This window comes from Paenibacillus sp. BSR1-1 (assembly GCF_030403775.1).
Taxonomy (GTDB): Bacteria; Bacillota; Bacilli; order Bacillales; family Cytobacillaceae; genus Neobacillus.
Genome location: NZ_JAQMWQ010000011.1, coordinates 75,202 through 88,690 on the forward strand (window position 1 = coordinate 75,202; position 13,489 = coordinate 88,690).

The following is a 13,489-nucleotide window of genomic DNA, read 5'->3' on the forward strand; positions in this document are numbered from 1 at the left end:
TGATGATTGGAAGGCGTTATCCGCCAATTGACTCGCCTTATCCGCTGATTGGGGCACGCTATCCGATAATTGAGTTTGCCTTTTGATGATTGGCGGACGTTATCCGCCAATTGACTCGCCTTATCCGCTGATTGGGGCACGCTATCCGATAATTGAGTTTGCTTTTTGATGATTGGCGGACGTTATCCGCCAATTGACTCGCCTTATCCGCTGATTGGGGCACGCTATCCGATAATTAAATTCCGCCCCTCCCTTAAAATGTGTAACCGTTCCCACAAAATGATATGATACTCATGTACAAAAACCTATAAAGGGAGTGTAGCAATAGTGAAAAACGAATTAATTGAAAGATTTACTTCCTACGTAAAAGTTGACACTCAATCTGATGAAAGTAGTGAAACTTGTCCATCAACAGAAGGTCAATGGACACTGCTTCGCATGCTCGAAGATGAATTAAAAGCAATTGGGATGGAAGAAATCACGCTTGATGAGAATGGCTACCTGATGGCGACCCTGCCATCCAACACAGAAAAGCAAGTCCCAACCATCGGCTTCCTTGCCCATGTCGATACCGCAACTGATTTTACTGGTAAAAACGTAAAACCGCAAATCGTGGAAAACTATGACGGCCAAGAAATCGTCCTTAATGAAGCAATAAAAGTAATCATGTCACCTAAGGATTTCCCAAGTCTTCAATACTATAAGGGCCACACCCTAATCACCACGGACGGCACGACTCTCCTTGGAGCGGACAATAAAGCGGGCGTCACCGAAATTATGACGGCGATGGCTTACTTAATTAAGCATCCGGAAATCAAGCACGGCAGGGTCCGCGTTGCGTTCACACCAGATGAAGAGATTGGCAGGGGACCTCATAAGTTTGACGTTGCGGCCTTCAATGCCAGCTATGCTTATACCGTTGACGGAGGTCCGCTAGGGGAGCTGGAGTTCGAAAGCTTCAATGCAGCTGCCGCTAAAATTACTGTCCAAGGAACGAATATTCACCCTGGCTCGGCCAAGGACAAAATGGTCAACTCCATGAAAATTGCCATGGAATTACATAGTAAACTTCCTACACAAGAAGCCCCTGAGCATACCGAGGGATACGAAGGCTTCTACCACTTAATCTCTTTTAATGGCGAGGTTGAGCAAACGAAGCTTCACTATATTATCAGGGATCATGACAAGGGAAAATTCAACGAAAGAAAAGCAACGATGGAAAAAATTGTTGCCGACCTACAAGCAAAATATGGCACAGACTCCATCAAGCTAGAATTAAAAGACCAATATTACAACATGAGAGAGAAAATCGAACCAGTGAAAGAAATTGTCGACATCGCTCACCAGGCAATGGTGAATCTGGACATTACACCGATCACGAAGCCAATTCGCGGCGGCACTGATGGCTCCCAATTATCCTACATGGGACTGCCAACGCCGAATATTTTTACCGGCGGCGAAAACTTCCACGGCAAATATGAATTTATTTCCGTTGATAACATGATTAAAGCCACTAACACCGTGATTGAAATCATCAAACTTACCGAGCAAAAAGCATAATCAAAAAAGCTAACCCTCATGGTTAGCTTTTTTCTGTGGAAAAGAGAGCAGCACCACACTGCCGCAGACTGCAGGCCGTCTCTTCCCGCTGTGTAATCAGCTGTTCCACCGACCACTTTCCGCCGTTATTCTGTAAGTCCTTTTGGATCAGCAGGAGCATCCAAATGGAAAAAGCCGCCGCGAACAAATAGTACTCCTTCATAAAGTCATCGTCATTAATCTCTAATTCTACTTGGCTAAGATACGATTTTAAAATCAGGTCGCGAAATTCACTCGTAATCGTCCTTGGAAAAAGGGGATGAGACATATCCAAAACATGATACAAATCCCAGTATGGCGTATTAAGGTGCGTATGCTCCCAATCCAATATCATCATTTTATTATCCACGAGGGCGTAGTTTCCGACATGTAAATCCCCATGTGACAAAACCTGATGCGTTGAAAATTCCACCTCGCCGAGCAAAGCATAAATATGTTGTATAAGTTTTTCGTCAATCTGTAATTGGGGCAGTATTTGATAAAACGACTCCCGCCTATCACAAATTTCTGCAACAATTTTACCAATCTGCGGCTTCAGCCCTTTAACCGGTAGATCCCCCAGCTTTCCCACAGGGAGGGAATGCCACCAAGCCACCCACTTGACAACGCCCAACACGGTTCCCTCATTAAATTTATGCGTAAGCCGGCCGGCATCTTCCAGTATCATCCAGCTCAATTCCGGATTATCACTTTTTGAATAAGAGAGTATTTTAGGGAAAATAGCAGGGAAATGGGGGAGCACCTGTTCATGGATCCACGCTTCCTTACCTAATTGATCGTTATTGGTCAGCGGCTTAAAAATATAACTTTCCGCCTCTGACAAATAAAATCGTTCGACAAATCTTCCATTCATGCCCTTATAAAGAATTTCCCTTTTCATAATCAACTTTTCATTTAACAAACCGTTTTCGAGAACAATATCATTCGGCAGCCTCAAAGGTCCCACCACCTAGTCTAGATTAGTAGGATAATAGATTTACTTTTATAGAAAAAGTTTCCACTATGAATATAATGCTAACTCTAAATCATCGCAAGTTTTCCGATTCAGGCAGGGGAAAAAACTCAGACAGCCTCTTCACCTGACCATCACTAGCTTTAAAAACTATATGGTCACGGGTAAATTTCTTTGGTGTATCAATGCCGCAGGCAGCCGCTAAAGCAAACAGTCCCTGGCGGACATTAATAATATAGTTCATCACACGCCACTTCTTTTCTTCTGGCACCAATGCTTCCTGATGTTTCGGGTCCGTCGTCGTAACACCTGCCGGACATTTACCGGTATGGCACTGCAGGGCCATAATGCAGCCGTTCGCAATCATAAAGCCGCGGGCAGAGTTCACCGCATCAGCACCGATCCCCAAAGCAATTGCTATTTTATCAGCCGAAATTAACTTTCCTGACGCAAAAATCTTGACCTTACGGCGTACCCCATACACATAAGCTTTATCGACGACTGCAATCAAAGCAGGATAAAGGGGGAGGCCCATCGAGTCTGCCATCGATTTAAAGGTCGCACCTGTACCGCCCTCACCGCCATCAACCGTAATAAAATCAGGATAAATCTGCAGTCGATTCATCGTTTCGAATAATTCATCCAGTTTCGAGTGATGGCCCACCACGATTTTCATTCCAACGGGTTTTCCGCCTTCTTCTTGCAGTGTTTTGATAAATTGCAATGCTTCCGCTGCATTTCGCAAAAAAGAAAAGCGATTCGGCGAATTGATTGTTTGGCCTTCTCGAACCTTTCTAATTCGAGCAACCTTTGCTGTGACCTTTGCCCCCTCAAGATGGCCGCCGCGGATTTTTGCCCCTTGGCCGAACTTCAGCTCAAAAGCTTTAATCATTGGCTCTGCTGCCTTCGTCTTGAATTCAGCAAGTGAAAAGCGCCCTTCAGCATCACGATATCCAAATAAACCGGGACCAATTTGGGAAACGACATCGGCGCCGCTTTCAAGATGCTCCGGCGCCACTCCTCCTTCACCGGTATTGATCCATGAACCGCCTGCCATTCTGCTGCCATGGCCCGTCGAAAGAATGTAGTGTTCTCCAACAGAGCCGTAAGAGGTTGCTGAGGCACCAAAAGGCCCGCGCAGCCTCCAGGGTTCCCTGCGGTCCCGGCCGACGACAATTGTATCCTCCTCATGAAAAAGCCAACGAGTAATTTCATCCTCTTCAAGGTGCTCTCGCCGGGTGAACAATCCCTCATGGTCTATTTTATATTTCATGGCATGGACCTTTTCCTGATTATCAACCTTTAATTCATCATTTAAGAGCGGAAATATCTCGTTAGCGATAAAGTAACCGGGCTGCTCAAAATCCCGCTTGGAGCCAAAGCTCAACAGGTCACTGCGGTATTTCGCTGAAAAAACAATCCCTAAATAATCGGCGCGTGAAAACGGTCCCGTCCCATTATCACTGTCAAACCAGTATTGCCGCAGCTTCGGTCCCATCATTTCGAGAACATAACGTATCCAGCCAAAATAGGGATAGGCCCTGATAATGGAATGCTGGGGCTTTTTTGCCAAGTTGCGCAGCCAGAAGAAAAAGCAAAGCGGGCCGCCAATAAATACAATCAATAGAATGATCAGAATCGTTATTAACATCCAAACTCCTCCTCCATTCTTTAATACTTATGTACGGTGAGTAAATTTTAAATCCAATATCTGCGAAGGAAGGGGGAAATTGTATGTTTTTATTGTGGAATGGTTACATTAACCATTGTTCTAAACTTAAGGAGGGTTGCGGAATGGATAATAACAAAAGTACACATGAATTTGTCGAGGATCTGCGTGAAAGGCAGGAAAAGGACAGAAAAAATAAAGAACATCAAGGGGATAATCGCCCTGCCAAAAAATTGCCGAACCATAGCCATTAATGGAAACAAGCCATGACATTTAATATCATGGCTTGTTTTTCTTATTTATTCATATTCGCCAAAAACCCGCCAAGCAGGTCCTCTACTTCATCTTTTCCTTCACCGTCAACCACTTCTGTAATGGCCGGCTGCACTTTTTCCGCCCTATCCCAATCAAACCCATCTAAATCGTCCTCTAAATCATTTAGATCAATAGGGACAGTATCCTCCCCATTCCCGGCAGCCACCTCTTTATAGCTAGCAGAAAGTTCCTCAGGAAATACTTTCTCCTGAAGGTATAAAGCCTCATCTATATCTAAAGATTTACTATTTAAAGATGCTAAAAGAGAGGTTGCACGAACTGGGTCAGAAATCAGTTGAAAAAGGATACTCCCAAGCAATGCCTCAGAGTGCTCATGCTTTAGCCAATCCCGCTGTGCTTTCGTCAGCCTCTGGGGGAGGGGAATCGTAATGGTTTCCTTTTCTCGTGAAACCGAACTGCTGACTCCCTGCATGACGAATTCCGCAATTTTACTTGAAAAATTTCTGCGCTCGGTTTCCTTCAATTTTTGAAGATGCTTGACAATATGGTCAGGTGTATCGGAAGGGACCCGGAAGGATATTGCCTGGCCCCTTGTTATATCATTAGTCGCAGCCTTTTTCATTTCATCACCTTATTTAGCTTTTTACAGGTTGTGGTTGTGGTTGTTTAACAATATTTTGTTTCTCCGTTTTTCTGGCAAAATCCATAATGAGTTTATAATAGGCATTTGCCATCATCCAAATACTTTCTTTATCATCTTCAAAGAATTCCAGATTATATCCGTCGAGATTATTATTTAATGTTTTAATATAATCCTTCAATACATGAGCTCCGCCGCCTACAAAGTAGCAGATTTCCGTTTGTGAGTTCTTTGACCATACATTTCGTAATAAACGATACTGTTTTTTGGCTAAATCAAGCAGAATTCGATCAGTAATATCATGGACACTTGTTCTGCTTCCTTTTACCATAATGTGGTTTCGGTCATTCTTTCGTGTGATGATTTCGACCACGTCACGGCGGCTATCCAGTTCAACGCCGTGCTTCGTTCTGATTTCCTCACGAATGGCTTCCAATGATTCTGAAACACCTAGGTTAAAGCCCTGTGCTTTATCATCATCAACATTTCGATTTTTAATGACAGCAATATCTGTTGATAAACCACCGATATCTTGAATGAGAATGCGTCTATCAATTAAGTCCTTATTGATAATTTTTAAGTTATTATCCATCACAAGGTTAATGTAAGCTGCAAATCCTTCCGGATAGACCTTTACTTCATTGAACTTAAGGTTCACCTTTAAGCCCTGGTATTTTGGAGTTACTAAAAATTCAACTTGATGGACAGAGCCCATTAATTTCGAACGATATCCTGCATCTTTTCCTTCCTTTACTTCGCGAAGGGGGAGACCAGTACCTAATGTATAATTGGCATCAATGATATTCTTTGTCTTTAGAAAAGTGGCATCATCTTTTACTGCATCTAACGCTAATGTTGTAAATAACATAATTAAGGTTTGGTCTTCTTCTGACTTGCTGCTGCCCGGGTCTAATTCGGTAGCATTATTACTTTTAGTGGCTAAATTACCGACACGATAGATTACGTTATTTTCTTTTAAGGCAGGGGAGTGGATTTTAACGTGGATTCCGTCTAACGGATTTTTGTTATCAAGTTCTTCGATCCCAATTACAGGACGATCCTCAGTGTCCCTTGCAATAATATTAGGAATATTTAATTCATACTCTAATTCCCCGAAAATAGCTTTTATGGAGTCATTACCTACATCAATGGCAGCAATTCTGGACTTTGTCATATACATCATTCCTTTTTCTTTAATAGATTTAGATTCAAATTAAGATATGTAAAACTATTACATACTAATAGATTATAGGAGATTAATAGATTCTTCAATAGTCCAACAGAAACGAAATACAAGTGTAAAGAAGTAAACATTTTGTAAACACCAGCAGAGATGTAAACATTTTTGTAAACATTGATTACAATAGTGTATACAACGCTAAACCACGGGAAGTATTCATTTTCGTATACATGTATACATTTACGTTTACACGTATACATCCATTGTAAACAATCACGTAAACATGTATGCATTTTTGTACACATTAGGAATCGCCTTAAAAAACTAGACTACTAGTACTTTTGATATAAGTGGTTCAACTCCTGTTTGGCAACAGTTAAAGTTGACACAAAGAAATACTATTCGTATAACTTCATGATTGTTCATTGAGAAACATAGATCCTTTCTTAAAGCTTCTTTTCACAAAGATTGTTGATTTTCGTATAAGTTCATCAACCCGCCGCTTACAAGATTCTTCGTGGCATCTTTTTATAAGAACATTTGCAAAAAGTGTCTAGCGACTTTGCTAATAGCTTTTAATAAGTTCCAAAAGCAAAAAGTTTACGAAAAGAGCAAAACGAGTTAAGAAATTGATTCATTATAATAATCCCTGAGTTCTGCTTTTTCTGAGTACCATCAGTTACTTCCTACTATATTCTCCATTGGAAGTGTCCCTGCCAAAAAGGGATCTCCTAAAACCTTTATATATGAATATTCCAGGCTGTGTTTGCGCCGAATTTTTTAATAGTCATGGTAGTATTAATCTCCCCATATAAAATACTTTTACGTTCGTGACGATTTAGTATACAGGTTCGTAAACATAGATGACAAACCTGTATACATAATGTTACAGATGTCTACGTATTCGTGTACTTGTTTGCAAATATGTTTACCAAAACGTTTACTTGTGTACACATTTGTAAACATCAAGTATACAACCATGTAAACGAGTAAACGGATTTGTTTACGAAATAAAAGTAAAAACCTAAAGTACCATCTACATTACAATAATCCGTTAATACCGCCATTTCGCCAGTTAGTTTGGATAGGCACAATAAAATAAATATACTTGTTGTCATGGGCGCCTTGTTAATTAATATTATTATTTTTCTATTAGTCTATCACTTTCCCACCCCCCTGCCACTACATGATAGCCAGCAAGGCTAAGGTGGGTGTTCGAAGGATTTGGTACATAGACTGCAATATCAGCTACATTTATCACTTGTGCAGTTGGGACGAATGTATCGCCATGAGCTGCACCTTTACTCGAATTTGGCCATAAAAGGCTGTTAATAATGGAGCTAATTGATCTTGCAGTGCTTGTGGGGCACATAGGAATGGGTCATAGTAGCCCATTACATAAACTTTTACATTTGGATTCAGCTGATCAACTGTGCCCAGAATTGCGTTTATCTTTGCAGCAATAGTCCCACAATTGCTGTCGGTGCTCTTGTTGGGTAAGCCTGAATGGCTGGAAACGTTGCAAGCAGGTTATTCGCACCAATATCAATTGTAACGTGAGTAGCTTCTTTTATTTCTTTTGAACATCTGGATTACTTAATTAATTGCACCAAATTTAAAAAATCCATTGTAGAATTAATTGATACCAAAAATATACCTTTCCGTTCGTTATGATTTAGTATACAAATTCGTAAACAAATAGGACAAACCTGTATACATAGTGTCATTACTAGATGTCTACGGATTTGTGTACTTGTCTACACATTTGTAAACATCATGTATACAACAAAGTAAACAAGTAAACGTATTTGTCTACGCAAAAAAATAAAAAACCTAAAGCACCATCTACATTAGGAAACAAAGAACGTTATTCTCTCTACTCTCATCCAACAAAATCCCAATAACTATACCAATTAACTTTTGCAGGTTCTAAAATTATCACTTCTTTATTTGCCACTGGTGCGTTGATAGTCAATACAGCCTGTCGTAATCTTTAAACTATAGTATAATATAGTGGACACCATAATCCATTAATACTGCCATTTCGCCAGTTAGTTTCGATAAGCACAATAAAATAAAGACACCCTTTGTGGAGGGTGCCTTGTTAATTGAAATTATTTTTCTATTAGTCTATTGCTTTCCAAAACTCCCCAGCCACCACTTGATAGCCAGCAAGGCTTAGGTGAATGTTTAATGGATTTGTAATGTATTCTGCAAAATTGGCTACATTTATCACTTGTGCCGTTGGGACGAATGTATCGCCATGGGCTGAAGCCTGTGCTTGTATTTGGCCATTAAACGCTGTTAATAATTGATTTAATTGTGCAATTTTAGTTGGGTCCGTTTCATATGGGAATGGGTTATAGTAGCCCATTACATAAACTTTTACATTTGGATTCAGTTGATCAATTGTGCCTAGAATGGCGTTTATCTTAGCAGCAACAGTTCCAATTGCCGCAGGCGCTTTTGTTGGGTCTGCCTGAATGCCTGGAAGAGCTTTAAGCAGGTCATTCGCGCCAATATCAATTGTAACGTGTGTAGCTTCTTTTATTTCTTTTTGAACATCTGGATTACTTAATTGAGCGATCACATCATCAGTTGTATATCCTGAAACACCAAGGTTATTAAAATCAAGCAATTGATAAGCTTTTGCAAAGTTTTCTGCAATATAATTTGGATATCCCCAATCCGGATCCTTTCCGTCTACCACAGGTCGATCTACTCCCTGTGGAGTCATACCTGCCGCTAAGGAATCTCCTAAAGCAACATACTCAACTTGGATCCAGGCACCGTCTGCACCTAGTTTATAACCCTGAACCACCGTATTGGCAGCCATTAGACCCTTATTGTTGAAGAAATACCATTTCCCTTCAATTTCCTTCCAGCCTATAACCATCCCGCCATCACTCTTGAGGAAGTATTTCTGTCCAGAAAGGTCTAGCCAGCCCGTTTTCATGATTCCACTGACTTCGAAGTAATACCAAATTCCTTTAACTTGGAACCAGCCGGTTCTCATTGAACCATCAGACATGAAGTAATACCAATCATTACCGGATAATAGCCAGCCGGTTTTCATCGCGCCCGATTGTTCAAGGAAATATTTCTTGCCGCCGTATGTCAGCCAGCCCGTTTGCATGGCTCCCGATTTGTCTAGATAATACCACTTTGCATTATCATTGACCCATCCGGTTTTCATTGCACCAGATTTATCGAAATAATACCACTGGCCCTTATAAGCAAGCCATCCTGTCTTCATTACCCCAGAGTCATCAAAATAGTACCACTTGCTATTTAAGTTCTGCCAGCCTTTTTGGGCAACTCCTTTAACATAGTAGTACCATTTACCGCCTGATAGCACCCAGCCATCTGTATTCATTGAAAAACCATTTGCTTTTGCAATTGCGTCAAAGCTGCTGCTTGAGTAAGTAATGATTACCGGAGTGTACAATTGGACTTGGTCAAACAACGAACGGATCTCGGTATTATGCATGCGCACGCAGCCCGAGCTTACGTATTTACCAATTGAGCTTTCATTAGCATTTCCATGAATCCCATACGTTGTACCATATGTTCCCCTTGCCTCTAGCCCCATCCAACGGTCACCTAACGGATTGCGCGGGTCGCCCCCAGGAATATTTTTTGTATAGTAGGGACGATTTTTAATCTTATTTACAATCCTAAATGTGCCCTCAGGAGTTAAATCTCTTGATCTCCCTGTTGCAACACTATAGGTTTTGACTAACTTGCCAGCATTATAAAATGCTAGAGTGTTAGTCTTTTTGTTAATAATGATCAACTGAGAACTTGCTGCGTCTGCTTGGCCATTAAATAACAAGATACTTAGTAGGAACACAAAAACAATCGATAGTTTTTTTATCATATTTCTCTCCCCATTTATGTAATTATTATTAAAATAACATGTCAAACGAGAGATTTTTGTCACAATTTGGTGAGAAACTTGTAATATTTTAGTAATTTTTCTAAATAGTTAGAATAATAGTCTTTTAATCTCTCGACAATACCTTTTAAAAAATAGTCACCATCTAACTCTTCAAACTATGTCTATTTACGTTAAAAAATATGTTGTATGGTATTTATTTACACCTATCTTTTACCATGATAAAGTTACATATTATTTAGTGCTAAAGGAGGATGTCCTTTGAAAAAGAGAAAACCCCATTTGGTTTTAAGTAGTTTCTTATCTATGACATTAGTATTCCCTCTATTTGCGCCCGCTGCGTCTGCGGCATCTAAGCTTGATGGGCTGAAGGAAAACCGCCCTCTGTCTTCCATCCTTAAAGAACGATCTGCCAAACATCGTCTAGAAAAAGTAACCACATCCTTGATTCCGCCTATCATAGGGGGACCGCTGCCAATCGCTCCTGTTCCAACAGACCCAATCCAAGAAAATGATGTATTTAAAATGTTCTCCGTCAGTAATAGTGCCATTTCCCCAGATGGTGATGGCAGAGGGGACACAGCAGTCATAACGTATGAGAATAAAATGGACCGCAACTTTACCACTATCTACGTTTTTAATTTATCCAATCCTGCTTCTGGCCTCGATGAATTCGGCATGCTCGGGGATGTTTATTATTCAGATGAAGATGGAGATGGAGATGGGTCTGATCCAGCTGGCATTCATACAAGTGTATTTAATGGGCAATATTTTGATTACCATCCGGATATTTACGAAAAGCGAACATTGCCCGATGGACTTTATGCATTCAGAATCGAGTCCCTTAAGGATGATGGGGGCGATGACTCCGCCAACGGAGTGAATCTCTACCCAATTTTTGTGAAAAGGACAAAACCTGTCATTAACATCGAGAGCCAGCATGCTGCCACAGGCGCAGCCTATAATTTAACGGGTACAGTTACTGATAAATTTATAGATTATAAGTCCTTAGCTAATCAATATGGAGTACCTTATGATGTAAATAAATATTTAAAATTGTCTTATGTCATAAAGAAGAAAAACGGAAATATCTACGATTCCAATTCTGTTAGTTTAAAAGACGATGGAAATTTCTCAATTCCATTAACGAATTTAGAAAAAGACGATTATACGGTTTCTCTCACTGCCCAAGACATTGCACAAAATTCCACAACAAAAGATCAAATCACGCTGACTGTAAAACTGGGATGGGATTTAGTTGATGGGAAATGGTCTTATTATCTGCCTTCAGGGGGAAAAGTAACGGGATGGAGTAAAATTAATGGCCCATGGTACTATTTCAATTCAAATGGAGAAATGCAAACAGGCTGGATCAAATTAGGGGATACCTGGTATTACCTGACTGGAAGCGGAGCGATGAAAACGGGCTGGCTGAAATGGGGCAGCAATTGGTATTTCTTAGCGGCTAACGGCGTAATGCAAACGGGCTGGGTCTATACAGGCGGCAAATGGTATTACCTCTATCCAAACGGGGCAATGGCTTATAATACATGGATTGGAAAATACAGACTAGGACCGGATGGTGCCTGGAGAAAATAATAAATAAACTAACAAAGGCTGTCGAAACTGACAGCCTTTGCTTTATAGATTTCCTTCTACCCATAATGGAATGTATACCCTAAAGGTTGTTCCTTCCCCTTTTTCACTTTCCACTTCAATTTTGCCTTTCATTCTTTCCACGATTTGATAACAAACCATTAGCCCGATACCCGTTCCTTTTTCCTTTAATGAATAAAAAGCCGTCCCTAGTCGTTCCATTTCCTCAGCTGACATTCCAATACCGGTATCTTTTATTTCTATCAATCCATAGGTTTTAAAACTCTTAACGTTAATGGATAAGGTACCGCCTGATCGCATGGCTTCAATACCATTCTTGACAATATTAATGACCACTTGCTTTAATTCACTTTTATTACCTCTAACAAGCACTGCTTCATCCAAATTGGTTTTCAAAGAAATGTTTTTCGACATAAAGGCAAAGGTGTTCATTAAATCAGATACTTTTATGACCACATCCGTTATATTTACCATCTCAATATGATCGAGATCCGGTTTTGCAAGCGACAAATATTCATTAATAATTTTCTCAGCCCTGTTTATCTCATCAAGCATTAATTGAATATAAGACAATTCAGCTTCACTCAATTTTTCATGTGATAAAAAAATTTGCAAAAAACCTCTCACAACCGTCATAGGATTACGGATTTCATGAGCAACTGAGGCCGCAAGCTGCCCAATTGCATTCATTTTTTCAGCCCGCTGTAATTCCTTTTGGATTTTTGTTTTAGCAATAATTTTTTCCATTTCACTTATGGCTTCTTCTACACGATGGACATTGCCGATATTTTCCGGTATTGAGCCAAATTCTCTATAAGTATCTGAAAGCCGTTCAAACAGTTCCGTCAACTGTGCGGTCATATGGTTAAAGTTTTTTCCTAATTTCCCCATGTCAGACTGATTTGATATCCCAACCTTAACATCAAAATTACCTGAACTCACTGCATCGATTCCGGAAATGATTTCATGTACGGGCTTCAAAACTTTGCTTAGCCCCCATCTCAATATAAAATAAATCAACATTGTGATAATTAACAGTGAAGATAATAAATACAACCCGATTTTCCTTTTAAAGTGGTCGATGGTCGAAGCATCAACATCTACTGCTAATACTGCAATCACTTTCCCATCGTTATCTAAAATAGGCTGGAAGGCAGTAATCCATCCACCATAACGATCATGATAATGACCGCTGCTTGTTACCTTTTTTTCGGAAATGGCAAGTTTAAAGGCCATAAGAAATTCTTTGCCTGCTTTATACTTGCTAAAGCTGTTAATCTCAGAGGTTTGATCTGCTTTTGAAACTGCTAAAAATTCCAATTCATTCCCTTTTTCTATCTTTGCTTCCATGATATATCCTTCTAGATATTTAGCGTTTCTTGTTTGAATCAAGCCGACTGAGTAATTCAACCTTTGTATAGATGGAGCTTTAGGATCTTGGGAGTCAATTGCTTTTTCCACTTCCTCAGCTGGGATCGTGACACCCCAAAGACTGGCAACGCCTCTGGCCCGATCTGTTAACTGATTCGTTAGCTGCTTCGATTCATAAAAGAATGTAAACCCCGCCGTCGATACAACTGCCACAAAGGTGATAAGAAAAGAAAGTAATAGAATTTTTCTATAAAATGGTAAGTCATTCACATGCTTTTTGCACATAG

General features: G+C 40.2%; 9 protein-coding genes. 3 read left to right on the forward strand and 6 right to left on the reverse strand.

Features of this window, described 5'->3' with window-relative positions; all coding sequences use genetic code 11:
• Window positions 1-327 precede the first annotated feature (327 nt).
• Window positions 328-1,560, forward strand: a complete 1,233-nt coding sequence (gene pepT, locus PH210_RS16395; protein ID WP_289987003.1) for a peptidase T — start codon at window positions 328-330, stop codon at window positions 1,558-1,560.
• Between the two features lie 22 nt (window positions 1,561-1,582).
• Here the strand turns inward: pepT and PH210_RS16400 are convergent, their stop codons facing one another.
• Window positions 1,583-2,536, reverse strand: a complete 954-nt coding sequence (locus PH210_RS16400; RefSeq protein ID WP_289987004.1) for a phosphotransferase — start codon at window positions 2,534-2,536, stop codon at window positions 1,583-1,585.
• Window positions 2,537-2,624: 88 nt separating this feature from the next.
• Window positions 2,625-4,202, reverse strand: coding sequence for an FMN-binding glutamate synthase family protein (locus PH210_RS16405; protein WP_289987005.1), 1,578 nt, complete (start codon window positions 4,200-4,202; stop codon window positions 2,625-2,627).
• Between the two features lie 143 nt (window positions 4,203-4,345).
• Here PH210_RS16405 and PH210_RS16410 point away from each other — a divergent pair, with 143 nt between their 5' ends.
• Window positions 4,346-4,474, forward strand: a complete 129-nt coding sequence (locus PH210_RS16410) for a DUF4023 domain-containing protein (protein ID WP_289987006.1) — start codon at window positions 4,346-4,348, stop codon at window positions 4,472-4,474.
• 41 nt (window positions 4,475-4,515) lie between these two features.
• Here the strand turns inward: PH210_RS16410 and PH210_RS16415 are convergent, their stop codons facing one another.
• The 3 genes from PH210_RS16415 to PH210_RS16425 form a co-directional block, all read right to left on the reverse strand.
• Window positions 4,516-5,118, reverse strand: a complete 603-nt coding sequence (locus tag PH210_RS16415) for a hypothetical protein (protein WP_289987007.1) — start codon at window positions 5,116-5,118, stop codon at window positions 4,516-4,518.
• 13 nt (window positions 5,119-5,131) lie between these two features.
• Window positions 5,132-6,310: a ParM/StbA family protein gene (locus PH210_RS16420; RefSeq protein ID WP_289987008.1), complete on the reverse strand. Its 1,179-nt coding sequence runs from the start codon at window positions 6,308-6,310 to the stop codon at window positions 5,132-5,134.
• A gap of 2,131 nt (window positions 6,311-8,441) precedes the next feature.
• Complete coding sequence (locus PH210_RS16425) at window positions 8,442-10,196, reverse strand: L,D-transpeptidase family protein (protein ID WP_289987009.1); 1,755 nt, start codon at window positions 10,194-10,196, stop codon at window positions 8,442-8,444.
• A 279-nt stretch (window positions 10,197-10,475) separates the two neighbouring features.
• Between PH210_RS16425 and PH210_RS16430 the strand changes: the two genes are divergently transcribed.
• Entirely contained in the window at window positions 10,476-11,813 is a 1,338-nt protein-coding gene (locus PH210_RS16430) for an Ig-like domain-containing protein (RefSeq protein ID WP_289987011.1), read from the forward strand.
• 42 nt (window positions 11,814-11,855) lie between these two features.
• Here PH210_RS16430 and PH210_RS16435 read toward each other — a convergent pair whose 3' ends face one another.
• Window positions 11,856-13,487: an ATP-binding protein gene (locus PH210_RS16435; RefSeq protein WP_289987017.1), complete on the reverse strand. Its 1,632-nt coding sequence runs from the start codon at window positions 13,485-13,487 to the stop codon at window positions 11,856-11,858.
• Window positions 13,488-13,489 lie beyond the last annotated feature (2 nt).